Genomic DNA, 16,119 nt, shown 5'->3' on the forward strand with positions numbered 1-16,119 from the left:
CCCGTACTCCCCTTGCGGGACTCCCCGTGCGGGTGCGACGGCAGCCGTGGCACCTCGCCGCGATGCACCGTATCCGACGCCGCGCACCGGTCCGCCACGGACCACGGGACAGCCCTCGGCCTCACTTCCGCATGATCCGCGCCATGGCGTCCCCGAGCAGCTGGATGGCGATCGCGATCACCGCCAGACCGACGACCGTCACGGACATCACCGTGTTGTCGAAGCGGTTGTATCCGAACGAGATCGCGAGATAGCCGATGCCGCCGGCACCGATCACGCCCGCGACGGCGATGAGTTCGAAGACGCCGATGACGGCGATCGTGGAACTGGTCACGACAGCGGGAATCGCCTCGGGCCACTGGACGATCAGTATCGTCTTGAGACGCGAGGCACCGGAGACCTGGGCGACCTCGGAAATCTCGGGGGGAACGCTTCTGAGCGCCGATTCGACCAGGCGCACCATGACCGGCAGAGCGCCCAGCGTCAGGGGGAGGATCGCACCGCGCACACCGATTCCCGTCCCCATCAGCGCGCGGGTGTACGGGACGATCGCCGCCATCAGCACCAGGAAGGGGACCGACCTTCCCAGGCTGACGAGCCAGCTCAGCACCGTGTAGACGTGGTACCGGGGAAAGAGGCCGAACGGGGAGACGTTGAAGAGGTACGTGGCGAAGGGAACGCCGATCACCGTCGTGAGGCCCAGCACGATCGCCGCCATCTGGAAGGTCTGCAGCAGCGCCGGCCAGAACAACGTCAAGGCGTCGTTCAGGGAGGTGTTCTGAGCCAGGATCATGGTGCGAATGTCACTTTCCGGGAGTCCGCCGTTACGTTGTCGCCGTGCGGTCGCACGACAAGGCCGAGCCCTTCCCCGGCCCCGGTGACCGCCTGCGGCGGCAGATCCGAGGGAACCGCGATGTAGAGCCTCGCGGCGGAATGTCCGTTGATGACCTCCGATATCCCGCCGAGGAGAAGGACGCGCGTGTTCAGGCGTGCCGAGAGTTCCGGCAGCCAGTCGGGCGCGACCTCGCGCGCATGGCCGACCTCCCACGCCGACGTCCCCGGTGGTGCGGGGGATACGTTGACGGGCGGCAGGATGAGGCGTCCGAGCCGGGAGCCGGGTGTACGCGCGGCGTCCGTCACGACCGCTTGCTCGGCCACCGCCCCGTTCTCGAACAGGACTGCACGGTCCGCGAGTTCGCGGACCACCTCCATCTCGTGGGTGATCAGGACGATGGTCAGCCGCAGGTCGTCGCGGAGCTCGCGAAGGAGCCCCAGGATCGACTTGGTCGTCTCCGCGTCGAGCCCCGAGGTCGCCTCGTCGGCGAGCAGATACTCGGGACTCGCCGACAGGGCCCGCGCGATCGCGACCCGCTGCTTCTGCCCGCCCGAGAGCTGCGACGGGTAGGCGCCGGCCTTCGCCCCCAGCCCGACCCGCGCGAGAAGCTCCTCGGCACGCGCCCGTCGTTGCGTCCGCCCGACCCCGGCGACCTGGAGCGGAAGTTCCACGTTCTCCAGCGCCGTACGCCGGGACAGCAGCGCCGACCCCTGGAAGACGACGCCGATCTTCCGTGTGGCGGCGACCAGTTCCCTGTGCCGAAGCCGCGAGATGTCCACGCCGTCGATGGAGACCGATCCGGTCGTCGGCCGTGTCAAGCCGTCGATGAGCCGGCCGACCGTGGTCTTTCCGGCGCCGCTCTCCCCGAGGATCGCGGTCACTTCGCCGTCGGGGACACTCAGGGTCGTCGGTTCCAGGGCGACGACCGGGGGGCGGCCGCGCGGGTGGTAGGTCTTCCCCGCCGCGTTCAACTCGATCATCGCTCATCCCTCCGGTCGATGGCACTTCCGGTCGAACTGCCCTGCCGCACGGCCGAGTCGGCGGCGACACCGAGATTTCCGCGCAAGGTCGTGGCTCCGTACCCCTCCGGGCGGAGTCCGGCGCGCCTGAGGATCGGCACCACCTCGTCGACGAAAGCGGGCAGGTCGACCTCCATCACGGCCGGCTTGATGTTCAGGCCGTCGGCGAATCCGCGCCGGTGCAGCGCGATGATCCTCTCGGCCACGTGCCCGGGCGTGCCGGACAGCGGCAGATGCGAGGACCGCTCGGCGTTGTCGCGTACGTAGTCACGCAGGGTGAAACCCCGCCGGATCGCGTTCCTCACCCGGGCGGCCTGCAGCCAGAGACTCCCCTTGTCCGTGGGAACCAGGATCTCCTCCACCTCGCCGACGGGCCTGTCCAGGTCCTGCTCGGAGAGCCTCGCCCCGTGCTGTTGGGAGAGAAGCTCCAACTCCGCTCCGTAGTCGATGAATTCGGCGAGCCGATCGGAGCGCCGGCGTACCTCGTCGTCGGAGGAGCCGAGGAGCACGTAGAGCCCCGGCACGACGAGCGGCGGTCGCGCGCGTCCTGCGAGCCGGGCGGCCTCACGGATGCGCTGCCGGTAGCCGATGCCCTCCTCGGGATCGCTCTGCGCGGTGAACACGACGTCGGCCCGACCGGAACCCAGCGCCACCCCGTCGTCCGAGCCGCCCGCCTGGACGACGAGCGGCGTCCCCTGGGGCGGACGCGGCAGATTGAGCGGGCCCGCGACGGTGAAGTACTTCCCGTGGAAGTCGACCGGCCGCACCTTGGTGGGGTCGAACCGCTGTCCGTACGGCCGGTCGGGCGAGAACGCGTCCTCCTCCCAGCTGTTCCACAACTGCCGTACGACATCGACCGCTTCGGACGCCATGGCGTACCGCTCGCCGTGGCCGGGATGCTCCCGCAGACCGAAGTTGCGGGCCTCCGCGTCGTGCCGCGAGGTGACCACGTTCCACCCCGCGCGCCCGCCGGACAGATGGTCCAGCGCCGCGAGCCGCCTCGCGATGTGGAACGGCGCGTTGTACGTCGTCGAGACCGTACCGACCAGCCCGATCCGGGACGTCAGAGCCGCTATGGCACTCAGCGCGGTGAACGGCTCGACCTGCGAGGCGAAGTCGCCCTTGGCGCCGGGCGAATGGAACAGACTGTCCGCGAGGAACACGAACTCGAAGTGGGCGGATTCGGCCTGCCGCGCGTACTGCGCGTACATCGCCACCTGACTCGGGTACGTCGACACGTCGCTGACGGCCGCGGCGCCGGCGTGGTGCCCGAACGGGCGCAGGAACAGGCCGAGTCGGAGCGGCTCAGATCTGCCGGTCATCGTGATGCCTCTCGCTCAGAATGGCCCGCCCCAGTTCGGAGAGGCTCCAGTCCCTCGGATTCAGCAGGGTGTGCACGCGCGCGTCCCGCCAGTACGCGTCCAGTTCGCGATCCAGCCTCGCGGCGCGGGCGCCGGCGTTGCTGAAGAGCTCGGAGGCCAGCCTCACCGCGGTCTCACCCGCGTACGCGGCGAACGCGCGGATCTGGGTCTCCAGGTCGATGCCGGGACCGGTCGCGCTCGACGGACGGGCGCCGCCGGTGAACGTGCTCGGGGGACGTGTCCCGTCGGTGATCGTGCCGCGGGGAGGCGCATCGTCGATGGCGGAACCCGGCATCCCGTCGATGATCGTGGCGAGTTCGAGGAGCCTGGCACGCAGGGCCGACAGTTCGACCGCCCCGGACCCGAACTGCCGGCGGATGTAGGGATCGTCGAGGACGGTCTCGGCCCCGGCGCTCGCGGCGCCCTGCCGCAGGCGCCCGTCGTGCAGCAGGAAGGACCTGAAGGCGTCCATCGCCGCTTCGCCGATACCGATGTCGATGGCGGCGTGCGCCAGTTTGGTGATCGGTGACTGCACGAGGCCGTCCGGGACGAAGACGGAGTGCGGGTCGACGGGAACGTCGTTCAGTTCGACGCGATTGCTCTCCGTGTCCTGCTGCCCGAATGCCGACCACGTCCGCTCGACCGAGACACCCGCGGCCGAACGGGCCAGTACGACCTGGATCTTTCGTCCGTCGTACAGCGCTCCGACGTTCAGCCGTTCGGCCCACTCGATGCCGGTGGCGTACTCCTTGACGCCGTGGAGGCGAAGACCCCCGGGAGTCCGCCGGAGCGTGGTGCCCACGGTCGAGCCCGTCGTGCCGGCGGGTTCGGACTGGAGCTGTACGTAGCGGCCGCCGGGCAGGCTCGCCGGCCGGGGGCCGTCGAGGCGCACGTAGCGGGCGAGCGCGGACAGGGCCGAATAGTGCGTCTGCACCACCTGGGCGATCGAGGGTGACAGCCGCGCGACGAGCAGCACGACCCGCACGACCGACTCCGCCCGCACCTGGGAACCCGCCCGGCCGTCCGCCGTCAGCCCGAACGCCCCGGCGGCGGTCAGCCGGGCGACCAGGGCGTCCCGGCGCCCGTCCGAGGCTGTCCCGGAAAGTTCCCGGACCACCTCCGAGACCTCCGCCACCACCTCGTGCCGAGACCTCGCCTCGGCCTCCTCGGCTTCCTCGGCCTCCTCCGCCGATTGGCGCCCGGTGAGGGGAGGTTCCTCACGAAGAGCCCGATCTCTTGTCTCAGTCATTGCCCCGGCCTTCGATGTCCACGTGCCGCCCTGCCCTCTCCGACGGATGACCATCAGGTGCCGGAAGCGCCGACGGCGGAGATCAGGTCCCCGAAGTTCTTTGTCGCCCACTTGCCGACCCTCGGGTCCTTGAACGCCTCGATCGCCTTCTTGATGTCCGGGTCGTCGACCCGGTCGGAACGCACGGCCAGCTGCTTCGCGAACAGATCCTGGTTCTCGACCTGGGCGATCTTGTACTCACGCGAGATCCCGGCCAGCGAGAACTCCGTCGACTGACTCGCCGCCAGGTCCACGTCGTCCAGCGCCCGGGCCGCGGACTGCACGCTGACGAACTTCAGGTGCTTCGGATTCGACGTGATGTCCTTCGTCGAGATGGTCAGAGGGTCGGCGTCCGGGCGGAGGCCGATGACCCCGAGCTCCTTGAGCGAGTTCAGGATCTGCCCGGTGTAGAAGGGCGCGTCGCCGCGGTACGCGATGCTGGCGCCACTGGGCAGATCGTTCAAGGACTTGTACTTCTTCGAGTAGAAGACCCAGTACTGGCTGAAGAGCGGCGCCACCGCCGAGACGTGGTAGCCCTCGCTCTTGTTCAACCCGTCGATCCACGGCTTGTAACCGAGGACGGCCGCGTCGACGCTGTCCGAGTCGTTGAGTTCCTTGATGAGGGAGTTCCCGTCGTCCACCGGCGTGATCTTGATCTTGATTCCGTAGTCGGCCGCGACGTGATCGGCCACGTACTTGATCACGCCCTCCTCGGTCGGGTCGCTCAGTCCGCCCGCGACCTTCACGGTGGGAAGTCCCGTCCCCTGTTCTTCGTCGGCTCCCGCGTCCGACGAGCCGCATGCCGACAGCACCAGCGCCGCGGTCGCGAGAGCCGCGATCGAGGCAGCCGGTCTCATACGCCCAGAGGTCATGTCATTTCTCCTTGATCGGTGTACTTCGTCGTCCCGGTGCCCGAGTCCTTCGTGGCGTGCTTGCCGGGGCAGCGTGGTGGTGCAGTGCGGTGAGGCAGCGTGGTGGTGCAGTGCGGTGGGGCAGCGTGGTGGGGCAGCACGGAGGGTCCGCAGGGCGTGACCGTGCCGCTCAGGGCAGACGAGGGTCTTCTGCGGCGAGGCGGGTGTTTTCGTGAAGCAGCCGGTGCGCCGAGGCGCCGGCCGGGCTCGCCGGCTCGCCGCTCCGGCACCGTGGCGCCGGAGCGGCGAGCGCGGAGCCGGGTGGATGGCGGTCGCGTGCTACGGGAGGAGCCCGCCCGGGGAGGGGCGGGTGCCGCTCAGGCGAGCCGCACCCGCGAGGTTCCGCCTGGCGCGAACGTTCCGTGTTACACGAACGTTCCGTGCACGAACGTTCCGTTCGCGCAGGGGGTCAGCGCGTCGACTGACAGAATGTTCCGCTACACGGCGGACGATATGTGTCGAGGAGCAAAGAGTAACTCTGCTTGTATGATCCGGCTTTGGGTCGTCCACCCGTGCGGGCGACAGACACAGACATAGTGATCCCATGACTCTCGGGCGCACGCGTGCGCCGCTTCAGAGGTTCGGAGGCCTAGAGAGGTGGTGCGCTCAGCGCGCCGACGGCGGGCGGCCGGCCGGGGTGACGTCGACCGGGCGACAACAGAGGAGTCGCGTCGTGGTCGTCCGTGCGAGGTCGGTCTGCGGCAGCGTGATGCTGCGCACCGGCCCCCGGTTCGCGAAGGAGACGGACCCTGCCGCTGTGCCTGTCTGGTTCACCGTCATGGTCCACCTCCTCGAAGCCGGTCCTGTGCCATGGCGAACGCATCTGTCTGATCCGCTGCCGCTCGGCGATCATAGGGTGACGGACAGAAAGATACAATCCCCTTCCAGTGCATGGGTGTTGATGTTCTCGGGCTTGTTGGTGACGTCAGGGAGATTCTGATACGGATCGGTTGACGGATCAGACGCGGGGCTCGCATGTCCCCCGGAGCAGAGCTCACTTCATGAGCGGGTTTGCGGATGTCCAGGTGTGAGTGGATCAAGTTGGCCCGGCAGAGGGCTGGTTACTGGACTTCCGGGTCCGGGAGCTGGAGGGTGCGGAGGAACCTGCTGGTGGTCACTGCCCCACTTCAGGTGCGACAGGACGGGCGTCACGTTCGGACGCGCTCTCGCTCGCTGTATTCGTGATCCGTCGATCGGTGGCGGATCAGCGGAAAGATCCGACATCGCGTGGGGGCGGGACGGGTCCACAGTGCTCTGGATGACCGGATGACCGGATGACCGGGTGGCGACGTGGCAACAGGGCAGCGACGCCGACTGCGTCGTGTACCCAGCCCCCCGTACTGGGCGCGTACCCAGCCCCCGTACTGGGCGCGGTACCGGCTTGCCTACCCCTCCTCGCCCTCCTGGTCGGCGGCCTCGTTGGCGCGGTCGATCTCGGCCATGTGCTCCTCCGCCCAGGTCCGAATTCCTGCCAGCGCGGCTTCCAGGGACAGCCCGAGTCCGGTGAGCCGGTAGAAGACCCGCGGTGGCACGGTCGGTTCGACCCGGCGCGACACCAGCCCGTCGCGGGTCAGGCTGCGCAGCGTCACGGACAGCATCTTCTGCGAGACCCCGGGCATCCGGCGTCTCAGCTCCGCGAAACGCACCTCGTCCGGTGCGGCATCGGCGAGCGTCTTGACGGCCATGGACGTCCACTTCGTACCGATGCGGTCGAGCAACTGCCGCGTCGGACACTGGGGATCGAACAGATCGCCGCGTACCCCGCGACCGGTGGCCCGGGCTCCTCGGGTGGTCACCTGTGGCTCACCACCTTCCCTGGAAGTGCCGTCTAGGAAGCGGCAGAACAGTTACCTATCGTTCTGTGGTCACCCATGGTAACCACCTGGAGGAGCCGTCTTGCCTGCGACCACCCCACTCCGGCTACACCGCATCACGACCAATGGCGTCCAACTCAATGTCGCAGTCGCCGGGGACGGGCCTGCGGTTCTCCTGCTGCACGGCTTCCCGCACACGTGGCAGCTCTGGAGCGGCATCATGGGCCGACTGGCCGGGCAGCACCGGGTCATCGCCCCGGACCTTCGCGGCTTCGGCGCCAGTACACGTGCCGTCGAGGGTTACGACGCGGGCACTCTCGCCGCCGACGCCGAAGGGCTGCTCGACGCACTCGGCGAGCCCTCCGCGGCGGTGGTCGGCATCGACGCGGGCACCGCCCCCGCCGTGCTGCTCGCACTGCGCCGACCCGGCCTCGTCCGCCGCCTGGTCGTGATGGAAGCACTGCTCGGCCGCCTGCCCGGAGCAGAACACGGCCTCGCGGGTGGCCCCCCGTGGTGGTTCGGCTTCCACGCCGTCCCCGGCCTTGCCGAGACCGTCCTGGCCGGCAACGAGGCCCCGTACATCGACTGGTTCCTCGACACGGGAACGCTCGGCCGAGGAGTACCCGACGACATCCGGGCGGCCTTCGTGCACGCATACACCGGGAGTGAAGCCCTGCGCTGCGCGTTCGCCTACTACCGGGCGCTGCCCACCAGCGCACAGCAGATCCAGGACGCCGTCGCGACAACCAGGCTGACCATGCCCACCATGGCCATCGGATCACACCCCGTCGGCACCGGGCTCGAACGCCAACTCCGGCCCATCGCCGACGACCTGGTCGGACACCATCTCCAGGACCGCGGCCACATCATCCCCCTCGACCGGCCCGACGCGCTGCTCGCACTCCTCGCACCCTTCCTCTCCGCCGATCTGCCGAAGTGACGGGTGGTGTGCCGCGGTTCGGGCCGGGCAGCGGTCCTGGCCTCGCCCCGTCGCCCGCTCGCCCCGTCGCCCTCTCGTCTCCTCGCCCTCTCGTCTCCTCGCCCGCTCGTCTCCTCGCCCGCTCGTCTCCTCGCCCGCTCGTCTCGTCCTCCGTAATCCGCGAAGAGCTGCGCCCGCCCTCCGCGAGGCATCTGTGGACCTCGTGCGGTGCTGCCTAGGATGCCGCCATGTCGCCCACGCCACCCGCGCCCGAGGGGCCGCCCCGACCGGAACCGTTCACCCCGCAGACCGCGCCCGAGGAACTCGAAGACCTCCGTGCGCGGCTGCGCGCGACCCGCTGGCCTGAGATGCCCGAGGACGCGGGGTGGGCGACCGGGACGGACCTCGGATACCTCCGGGAGCTCGTCGCCCATTGGGCGGACCGGTTCGACTGGCCGGCCCAGGAGGCCGCGCTCGCCCGCCTTCCGCACTTCCGTATCCCCCTCGGCGGGCTGGGCATCCACTTCGTGCATGCGCGGGCCGTCGCCCCGGCCGGACCGGTGCTGCCGCTGGTCCTCAGCCATGGCTGGCCGGACTCCTTCTGGCGGTACACGAAGGTCATCGATCTCCTCACCGACCCCGGTGCCCACGGAGCCGATCCGGCCGACGCGTTTGACGTGGTCGTACCCGACATGCCGGGGTACGGGTACTCGGACCGCCCGGTCGGACAGCCTCTCGACGCGATCGCGGTGGCCGGCCTGTGGGCCGAGCTGATGGACGTACTCGGCTACCGGCGGTTCGGCGCGGCGGGCGGGGACATGGGCAGCCACGTGAGCCGCTACCTCGCGCTCGACCACCCCGACCGGGTCGTGGCCGTCCACCGGACCGACGCGGGCCTGCCCCGCCATGCGGGCGACCCGGCGGAACTCGCGCCGGAGGAGCGCGCCTGGCTCCGGGACGCCGCCGCGTGGGGCGCGTCCGAGGGGGCCTACGCCCTGATGCAGAGCACGAAACCCCGTACCGCCGCCGTGGGGCTCAACGACTCACCGGCCGGACTCGCCGCGTGGATCGTCGAAAAGCTGAGGGGCTGGAGCGACTGCGGCGGAGACGTCGAGCGGAGCTTCACCAAGGACGAGATCCTGACCAACGTCACGCTCTACTGGCTCACCGGGACGATCGGCTCGTCCATGCGGATGTACGGCGCGAACGCGGCGATTCCGCCCGCGCAGCACGCCCGACGGGTTGAAGTACCGTCCGGTTTCTCGCTCTTCGCCGGTGACGTCGTCCGGCCGCCGCGCGCCTGGCTCGAACGTACGGCGAACGTCGTGCGCGTGACCGAGCCGGCGCGCGGCGGGCACTTCGCCGCGTTCGAGGAACCCGACCTGTACGCGGAGGAGTTGCGCGCCTTCTTCCGCCCGTACCGGTCCCTCGCGGCGGACTGACCGCGAGCCGCGTGCCTCACCTCGCGGGTGGGGCACGCGGCTCCGGCCCGACGCGCGCGGCCGGACACGGCTCACCCGTCGACGGCCACCGGGGACGCGGACGGGCCGACCGCCGTGGTCCGTTCCAGCGGTGCCGACCGTGACCAGCGGCCGGCGAGCCCCGCACGGGCCATCAACTGCATCTGGTGACAGAGCGTCAGGGGAAGTACGGCCGGTGCGGCCCTGCCGCCGAAGAGCACGGCAGCCATGGGTAGTCCGTTCGCCAGGCTCTTCTGCGAGCCGCACATCACCATCGCGATCCGCGACGGACGGTCGAGCCCGGTGAACCGCGCCGCGGTCCGGGTAGAGGCCAGGGCCGGCGCGAGCAGCACCGCGAGAACCGCCGGCAGCCCCAGCAGCCGGAGCGGGGTGGCACGGCTCCAGACGCCCTGGTTCATCCCCGCGCTGAACGCCACGTAGACCACCAGCAGGATGGAGGCGCGGTCCACGGGACCGAGGGCATGCTCGTTCCTGGTGACGAGTCCTCCGATCCGACGGCGGAGCAGTTGCCCGGCGACGAACGGGGCGAGCAACTGGCCGCCGATGCGGAGGATTCGTCACCAGGATCAGCGTGTGGAGGCGGATGCGGCGCAGGCCCGCCGGCGCACCGCGGCGGCGGAGCCCCGGCCGTCGTACGGACGCCGGTGCGGCCCCCGGCCGGGGCGGGAGGAAGCCGCCCCGGCCGGAAGTGTGCGTACGGTCATGCGGAGACGGCCTTTCGCGTGTCGTGGTGGCGGCTGATGTTCCGCGCCAGCAGCTCGGTCGACTCGCGGACACCGACCTCACCGGTGTCGCCGGCCTCCGGCAGCCGCCTGTCCGCGAACTGCAGCTCCGCCAGCGCCGTGTCCATCGCCCGGTGCGCGGCGAACAGGCAGGGGGTGCTGTAGATCGCCACGTCCACGCCGAGTTCCGTCAGCTCCGTGAGCGAAAGACGAGGGGACTTGCCGCCCGCGATCTGGTTGAACAACAGCGGTTTGCCGCCGACGACCCGGCGGATCCGCTTGATCCACTCGACGCTGCGAACCCCGTCCACGAGGACCACGTCGGCATCGGTCCCGGCGAGCGCCTCCGCCCGCCGCAGGATGTCGGCCTCCTCCGTGGCGTCCGTCCGCGCGACCACGACCAAATCCTTACGGGTCGCCAGCACCAGCTCCAGCTTCTCCAGGTACTCGTCGAGGGGGAGTACCTGCTTCCCGTCCGCGTGGCCGCACCTGCGGGGCCGCTTCTGGTCCTCCAGGATCACCCCGGAAGCGCCGATGCGTTCCAGGCGCTGCACCACGTGGCAGGCGACCTCGGGGTCTACGTAACCGTCGTCGATGTCCACGAGGAGGTGCTGGCGCGGAAAGGCGCCGCGCAGTCGCTCGACGAATGCCACCATGTCGGGCCAGGCGATGAACCCGATGTCCGGGAGGCCGTAGTAGGACGCCGCGAATCCGAATCCGGAGACGAAGAAGCCGTTGTAGTGCTGGGCCGCCACCGATGCGGAATACATGTCGAAGATTCCGATGAGCGGCGTTGTGCCGGACTCCTTAATCTCTTGGCGCAGGACATTTCCGTACGTCATTGCTATTTCTCCGTGTGTTGACGGCCCTGGGATTTCGGGCCAGAGGTGCGCGACCGTCTGCGGGGGAGCCCCCGGTGATGTGTTAATTTCGCATAGTCGGATGATGGGTCAAATGTCGATCACCCCTTCCGGCGGACACGGAAGGGGTGATCCAAAAGAATTCGTCCGCCCTTCCGGGAAAATCATAGCTTTGCCTGCTGTTTGCCTGCAAGGGGAAGTTTCGGCTCTGGCGAGAAAGCGCTGTCTGTAATCTCGATAAAGCAATTGAATACCAATGGTACGAGCACGTGATCGCTGATTCAGCTGTTGACGTGCTCCACTTCCGGTCATCCGTTGATCCGGAAATCCGGGGAGGGGGTGTGAGCAGGGCTGATGCGTTCTCGGTCGGCGAGATGAGTTGATCGCCTGCGTCGTCCCTCCTGTCGGGTCGACGTGCGCAGCCGGTCGAACAGGAGTGGAAGCGTGCCGGGTCGGCGTACGGTCTGGGTGCCGGAGGATCGTCGGGTGGCGGGGTCGGCGCCAGTTCTGGCCGGGCGGGAGGACCTGGCTGTTCGTCCGGGCTCTCTCCTGCGGCTTCAGCGATTATCTTCAGCGCACCAGGAGATCGATGGCGACCGAAAGTCGTTCGAGGTAGAACTCCCGCGATGCGGCCTGATGTTTGAAGTCGACCGGAGGGACGGCCCCGGGTCGTCCGGCTCGACCTCGCCTACAGGACCACTGTCACGCGATTCGTCGACACGTGGGGCGGCCCGCTTCATCTGCTGATCAACAACGCGGGCGTGGTCACCGGTGGCCTCGAACGAACACGTGAGGGCTGGGAGCTGCAATTCGCGACGAGCCATCTTGGCCACTTCGCGCTCGCCGCCGGCCTTGATGACGCCCTGGCCGTGGGAGCGGCCGACCGCGACGGAGCACGGATCGTCTCGGTCAGTGCGACGGCGCACATGCGTTCTGGCATCGACTTCGACGACCTCCACTTTGAGCGTCGCACCTACGACCCGCAGATTGCCTACGCCCAGTCGAAGACGGCGAACTCTCTCTTCGCCGTCGAGGCGACCCGCCTCCGGGCGTCCGATGGCATCGTGGCCAATGCGGTGAATCCAGGCGGTGTCGCGACCGGACTGCAGCGGAACTTCACGACGCAGCAGAAGGAGTCGCTCGACGCGGCCGAAGCCGCCGGCGTGTTCACGTACAAAACGGTCGAGCAGGGGGCTGCCACCAGCATCGTCGCGGCCGTCGCCCCGGAGTTCGCTCACTCCGGAGGTCACTACCTCGACGATTCACAAGAGGCCTACACCGTGCCGAACGACGCCGCCCTCGCGCAGCACCCGCAGGGGGTCAAGGAATGGGCGCTCGATCCCGCCACCGCCAAGCGCCTCTGGACGGTCTCGACCGACCTGCTCCGCGCCTGACCTCTCGACGCCACAGCAAGCGGTACCGCCGCCTTCTCGGTTGGTCACCGCGTCAACCCACAAGGCCGGCAGCACATGGCCTGCGAAGACGGCCACGCCCAATGCGCCCAGCCAGAACCTGGCCGGTTCCGCTCCCGGAGTCCGATGCGGGACCCCGCCTTCGGCGCGACCGAGACGCTGATCGGCGCGGTTCGACAGGCCGAACTGGACAGAGAAGTAAACGCAGGCGTGTTGGGTTTTCACCCGGTTCGGCAACAAGAGACGCGGTTGCCGAAGCCTTTGATCACGAACAGGGGTCGCGTTCGCGTGCCGTCCTCCCTGATCCGTGTCCTGCAGCGTCACTGTGCGGACACTGATTCCACCTGTCCAGAAACGGGACCGTCACAGCTCGCCTGCCTGGCGGACGTGTTGGGCCGGATACCCGATCCCCGCCGTGTCCGGGGCCGCCGCTACCATCTGGGCTCCCTCCTCGCGCTGTGCCTGGTCGGCGTCCTCGCCGGAGCCACGTCCCTGGCCGCCTTCGCCGCCGATACCGACTCCGACCTGTGCGACCAACTCGGACCGACCTCCAGCGCACCCAACGGCATTGCCGCTGCAGCCGATCACTACAGGTCACGACCGCAGCACGCTGCCGCCATGCTCCGACTCACAGCCTGAGAACGCATCGCCCCTGGGGGTGCGAGGTGTCGGACGGGTCGCGGGGCGTCAGGCGAACACCGGGTAGGACGCCTGGAAGGCGAGCCGCCGGTCGGCCACCTCGCCGACGCGTTCCAGCACCTCGTCGAGCGCGAGGTACTCCTCCCACTGCGGTCTGCCCGTCGCTCGGACGAGACGCCGGACGACGAGGTCTTCCAGCTCTGGGACGCGCTTGTTCTTCCAGATCTTGTCGGCAGTGCTCACCAAGAGGTCTTCGAGCGTCACCCCCGGGGCCGTCCATGTTCCGTGGGTACCGGCGAAGCGAGCCAGATCGGCGTCGAACCCGTGTGCCAACAGCAGTTCCCTGCCGGCCTCTTCGTGACGGAAGCCGGGCCCGGAGAGTTCGGCGGGGTGTTCCGTCTTGCCGATGTCGTGGGTCGCCGCTCCGAAGAGAACAGCCGCGCGATCCACGGTGAGACCGGGCGCCCGGCACTCGGTCCAGTCGACCAGTTGGTGCGCCACGTCATGGACGGCGCGCAGATGGGCGGCCAGACGCGGAGGAGCGTTCAGCGAAAGGAGAAGGTCCGTGACGGACCGGGGCAACGGCCGCAGCGGTGGGTCGGAGGGGTCGAGCAGCGCCCGGGACAGAGCGTCTGGTGGAGTCATCGGGGCAGGCTACGGCCGACCGCCCCCGGGTGTACGGGGAACGGCGGACGTGACAGTGCCCGTGAGGCGCGCGTCAGGTCGCGCCTCACGGGCGGTCGAGGGGGCTCGGCCGTCGGCTCGGGTCCGGGCCGGACGGGGGAGCGCTACCGGTGGTCCGCGGTGAGCCGGCCGACCGCCTCACGCGTGAGCGCGCGCGGGTGGGGCTCGTGGTCCAGGGCGCGGTGCAGGGTCATGCCCTCGATCAGCGCGTCGACCTGGCGCGCGGTCTCCGGGTCGAAGCACCGCTCCAGGAGGGCGCGGCTGCGGAGCATCCACGCCTGGGTCAGCTCGCGGTACTCGGGCCGGCGGGCGGCGAGGGTGTAGAGCTCCTGGCCAAGGATCAGGTCGCGGCGGGGCCCCTCGGACAGCGTGTGGATGAGGTCGGTGACCGCCTCCCGGGCCTGTTCGACGGTCTCCACACCGGTGAGATGGCGCTCGAATACGGCCACGATATGACTCGCGAAGAGAGTGAACGCCTCGCGCAACAGCTCGTCCATGCCGTCGAAGTGATACGTCATCGACCCGAGCGGGACCTCCGCACGCACTGCGATCTTGCGGTGGGAGACGCCGGGCACACCGTCGTCCGCGATCAGATCGAGGGTCGCGGCGAGGATGCGCTCGCGCCGCTGCGGATCCGCCTGCCCGGTCGCCATCAGACGCTGCGCACCGGGCGGGCCGGGTTGCCGACCGCGACGACGCCGGCGGGGATGTCCTTGGTGACCACGGAGCCCGCGCCGATGACGGAGTTGTCGCCGATCGAGACACCCGGGCAGACGATGACGCCGCCGCCGAGCCAGACGTTGTCGCCGATGGTGATGGGGAGCGCCGCCTCCAGCTTGTCCCGGCGGGGCTGCGGTTCCACGGGGTGGGTGGGGGTGAGGAGCTGGACGTTCGGTCCGATCTGGCAGTCCTCGCCGATGGTGATCCGCGCGACGTCCAGGGCGGTCAGATGGTAGTTGACGAAGGTCCGTGCCCCGATGGAGATGTTGCTGCCGTAGTCGACGAAGAGCGGGGGCCGCAGGTCCACGCCCTCGCCCACCGCGCCGAGCAACTCGGCCAGGACGGCACCGGGCCGGCCGTCGTCAGCGAGGTAGGCCTCCTGGTAGGCGGCCGTCAGCCGCATCGCGTTCCTCTGGCGCTGCCAGATCTCGGGGTCGTCGGCGATGTAGAGGTCCCCGGCGAGCATGCGCTCCAGCTGGGTGCGCGGGTCGTCGGCGAAGTAGTCCGTCGTCGTCATGCGTACGATCGTACGCCTTGGATGTGCGGATGTGCATCGGCTCCGTCGGGTGCCGGGGTGCTGGGAGAAGGCGTTACTCCCTTCCGGTGTATCTCGCCGGGGCACTGGCCGCCCGGACCGGCGACGAGATGTCCGGACCCGCGCTGCTGCTGGCCGGCTACGCCCTGACCGGGTCCGCCGCCGGGGCGTCCTCGCTGCTCGCGGGGATCACCGTTGCCGCCGTGGTGGGCGGGCCGGTGCTGGGAGCTCTGCTCGACCGGGCGGGCCATCCCGGGCGCATGCTGGCCGGAGCCCTGATCCTGTACGCCGCGGGCCTCGGGGCGATCCTGCTGGGACTGGCCCGGTGGCCGTTTGCGGTCACCCTGGTGATCGCGGTGTCGGCGGGGTCGGCGGCGCCCGCCCTCTCGGGCGGCTGGACGGCTCAGCTGCCCGGCGTGGTGCCAACCGGTCGCCTGCCACGGGCCGGAGCCTTCGACGCCATGACGTTCAGCGCCGCGAGTCTGGCCGGCCCGGTGCTCGCCGGGGGCGTCGCCGAGGCGCTGGGCGCGCCTGCCGCGCTCGTCGTCTCCGCGGTACTCGTCGGAGCAGCGATTCCCGCCGCGTGGAAGCTGCCCGCCCCCTCCGGCCCGAGCCCCCGCTTACGGGCGGCCCCGCTCCGGGCCGACCTCGCCGCCGGAGTCCAGGCCATTGCCGGCAGACCCGCGCTGGCCCGCGCGACACTCACCCCGGCCCTGTCCTGTACGGCACAGGGCATGCTGGCGGCCTGCTCCGTGCCCCTGGGCGAACGTGTTCTGGGTGGAGCCGGCCGGGGAGCCGTCCTTCTCGGCTGCGCGTCGATCGCTGCCCTGACGGCCAACGCCGTCCTCGCGAGATTCCCGCCTCCCCTGGGGCCTTTCGTTTGGACCACGCCGGGCACGCTCCCTGGCCCGGCGTGGTC

The 16,119-nt window shown here is 69.7% G+C and carries 15 protein-coding genes and 1 pseudogene; 5 read left to right on the forward strand and 11 right to left on the reverse strand.

Features of this window, described 5'->3' with window-relative positions:
• Nucleotides 1-121: 121 nt before the first annotated feature.
• The 6 genes from ACWCWD_RS28845 to ACWCWD_RS28870 form a co-directional block, all read right to left on the reverse strand.
• Nucleotides 122-793: a methionine ABC transporter permease gene (locus ACWCWD_RS28845; protein ID WP_450777169.1), complete on the reverse strand. Its 672-nt coding sequence runs from the start codon at nucleotides 791-793 to the stop codon at nucleotides 122-124.
• Nucleotides 790-1,815, reverse strand: a complete 1,026-nt coding sequence (locus tag ACWCWD_RS28850) for a methionine ABC transporter ATP-binding protein (RefSeq protein WP_450777171.1) — start codon at nucleotides 1,813-1,815, stop codon at nucleotides 790-792. Before ACWCWD_RS28850 ends, ACWCWD_RS28845 begins: the two co-directional genes overlap by 4 nt.
• The gene (locus ACWCWD_RS28855) at nucleotides 1,812-3,176 is read right to left on the reverse strand and encodes an NtaA/DmoA family FMN-dependent monooxygenase (RefSeq protein ID WP_450777173.1); all 1,365 of its coding nucleotides are present in this window, start codon (nucleotides 3,174-3,176) and stop codon (nucleotides 1,812-1,814) included. Before ACWCWD_RS28855 ends, ACWCWD_RS28850 begins: the two co-directional genes overlap by 4 nt.
• Entirely contained in the window at nucleotides 3,160-4,464 is a 1,305-nt protein-coding gene (locus ACWCWD_RS28860; RefSeq protein WP_450777175.1) for a hypothetical protein, read from the reverse strand. Before ACWCWD_RS28860 ends, ACWCWD_RS28855 begins: the two co-directional genes overlap by 17 nt.
• A 53-nt stretch (nucleotides 4,465-4,517) precedes the next feature.
• A complete protein-coding gene (locus ACWCWD_RS28865) occupies nucleotides 4,518-5,375 on the reverse strand; it encodes a MetQ/NlpA family ABC transporter substrate-binding protein (protein WP_450777177.1) in 858 nt (285 codons plus the stop codon).
• 1,424 nt (nucleotides 5,376-6,799) lie between these two features.
• Nucleotides 6,800-7,210: a winged helix-turn-helix transcriptional regulator gene (locus tag ACWCWD_RS28870; RefSeq protein WP_450777179.1), complete on the reverse strand. Its 411-nt coding sequence runs from the start codon at nucleotides 7,208-7,210 to the stop codon at nucleotides 6,800-6,802.
• Between the two features lie 100 nt (nucleotides 7,211-7,310).
• Between ACWCWD_RS28870 and ACWCWD_RS28875 the strand changes: the two genes are divergently transcribed.
• Nucleotides 7,311-8,168 (forward strand): alpha/beta fold hydrolase, encoded by an 858-nt coding sequence (locus ACWCWD_RS28875; protein ID WP_450777181.1) that lies wholly within the window; start codon nucleotides 7,311-7,313, stop codon nucleotides 8,166-8,168.
• Nucleotides 8,169-8,395: 227 nt separating this feature from the next.
• On the forward strand, nucleotides 8,396-9,589 hold the full coding sequence (locus ACWCWD_RS28880; RefSeq protein WP_450777183.1) for an epoxide hydrolase family protein: 1,194 nt from the start codon (nucleotides 8,396-8,398) through the stop codon (nucleotides 9,587-9,589).
• Between the two features lie 71 nt (nucleotides 9,590-9,660).
• Here ACWCWD_RS28880 and ACWCWD_RS28885 read toward each other — a convergent pair whose 3' ends face one another.
• Together ACWCWD_RS28885 and ACWCWD_RS28890 are read right to left on the reverse strand one after the other, a co-directional pair.
• On the reverse strand, nucleotides 9,661-10,182 hold the full coding sequence (locus ACWCWD_RS28885) for a bile acid:sodium symporter (RefSeq protein WP_450777202.1): 522 nt from the start codon (nucleotides 10,180-10,182) through the stop codon (nucleotides 9,661-9,663).
• 146 nt (nucleotides 10,183-10,328) lie between these two features.
• Nucleotides 10,329-11,192 (reverse strand): isocitrate lyase/PEP mutase family protein, encoded by an 864-nt coding sequence (locus ACWCWD_RS28890; RefSeq protein ID WP_450777184.1) that lies wholly within the window; start codon nucleotides 11,190-11,192, stop codon nucleotides 10,329-10,331.
• A 677-nt stretch (nucleotides 11,193-11,869) separates the two neighbouring features.
• On the opposite strand from ACWCWD_RS28890, the pseudogene ACWCWD_RS28895 reads away from it, so the two are divergent.
• A pseudogene (locus ACWCWD_RS28895) lies at nucleotides 11,870-12,604 on the forward strand (SDR family NAD(P)-dependent oxidoreductase); the annotation flags it as partial.
• Nucleotides 12,605-12,748: 144 nt separating this feature from the next.
• The gene (locus tag ACWCWD_RS28900; RefSeq protein ID WP_450777186.1) at nucleotides 12,749-13,261 is read left to right on the forward strand and encodes a transposase family protein; all 513 of its coding nucleotides are present in this window, start codon (nucleotides 12,749-12,751) and stop codon (nucleotides 13,259-13,261) included.
• Nucleotides 13,262-13,309: 48 nt separating this feature from the next.
• On the opposite strand, the gene ACWCWD_RS28905 is transcribed toward ACWCWD_RS28900, so the two are convergent.
• From ACWCWD_RS28905 to ACWCWD_RS28915, 3 genes are all read right to left on the reverse strand, one after another.
• Nucleotides 13,310-13,906, reverse strand: coding sequence for an HD domain-containing protein (locus ACWCWD_RS28905; protein WP_450777188.1), 597 nt, complete (start codon nucleotides 13,904-13,906; stop codon nucleotides 13,310-13,312).
• Between the two features lie 143 nt (nucleotides 13,907-14,049).
• The gene (locus ACWCWD_RS28910) at nucleotides 14,050-14,598 is read right to left on the reverse strand and encodes a TetR/AcrR family transcriptional regulator (RefSeq protein WP_450777190.1); all 549 of its coding nucleotides are present in this window, start codon (nucleotides 14,596-14,598) and stop codon (nucleotides 14,050-14,052) included.
• The gene (locus ACWCWD_RS28915) at nucleotides 14,598-15,182 is read right to left on the reverse strand and encodes a sugar O-acetyltransferase (RefSeq protein WP_450777192.1); all 585 of its coding nucleotides are present in this window, start codon (nucleotides 15,180-15,182) and stop codon (nucleotides 14,598-14,600) included. The genes ACWCWD_RS28910 and ACWCWD_RS28915 overlap by 1 nt, the downstream gene beginning before the upstream one ends.
• Nucleotides 15,183-15,268: 86 nt before the next feature.
• Here ACWCWD_RS28915 and ACWCWD_RS28920 point away from each other — a divergent pair.
• The coding region (locus ACWCWD_RS28920; RefSeq protein ID WP_450777194.1) for an MFS transporter at nucleotides 15,269-16,119 on the forward strand (851 nt) is incomplete at its 3' end.

This window comes from Streptomyces sp. NPDC001493 (assembly GCF_053597235.1).

Bases quoted from the DNA above. Each gene is read 5' to 3' on its own strand.
- ACWCWD_RS28860 (WP_450777175.1), bottom strand. From the start codon at position 4,464: ATGACTGAGACAAGAGATCGGGCTCTTCGTGAGGAACCTCCCCTCACC.
- ACWCWD_RS28890 (WP_450777184.1), bottom strand. From the start codon at position 11,192: ATGACGTACGGAAATGTCCTGCGCCAAGAGATTAAGGAGTCCGGCACA.
- ACWCWD_RS28855 (WP_450777173.1), bottom strand. From the start codon at position 3,176: ATGACCGGCAGATCTGAGCCGCTCCGACTCGGCCTGTTCCTGCGCCCG.
- ACWCWD_RS28900 (WP_450777186.1), top strand. From the start codon at position 12,749: ATGCGGGACCCCGCCTTCGGCGCGACCGAGACGCTGATCGGCGCGGTT.
- ACWCWD_RS28910 (WP_450777190.1), bottom strand. From the start codon at position 14,598: ATGGCGACCGGGCAGGCGGATCCGCAGCGGCGCGAGCGCATCCTCGCC.
- ACWCWD_RS28880 (WP_450777183.1), top strand. From the start codon at position 8,396: ATGTCGCCCACGCCACCCGCGCCCGAGGGGCCGCCCCGACCGGAACCG.
- ACWCWD_RS28905 (WP_450777188.1), bottom strand. From the start codon at position 13,906: ATGACTCCACCAGACGCTCTGTCCCGGGCGCTGCTCGACCCCTCCGAC.
- ACWCWD_RS28915 (WP_450777192.1), bottom strand. From the start codon at position 15,182: ATGACGACGACGGACTACTTCGCCGACGACCCGCGCACCCAGCTGGAG.
- ACWCWD_RS28845 (WP_450777169.1), bottom strand. From the start codon at position 793: ATGATCCTGGCTCAGAACACCTCCCTGAACGACGCCTTGACGTTGTTC.
- ACWCWD_RS28865 (WP_450777177.1), bottom strand. From the start codon at position 5,375: ATGACCTCTGGGCGTATGAGACCGGCTGCCTCGATCGCGGCTCTCGCG.
- ACWCWD_RS28850 (WP_450777171.1), bottom strand. From the start codon at position 1,815: ATGATCGAGTTGAACGCGGCGGGGAAGACCTACCACCCGCGCGGCCGC.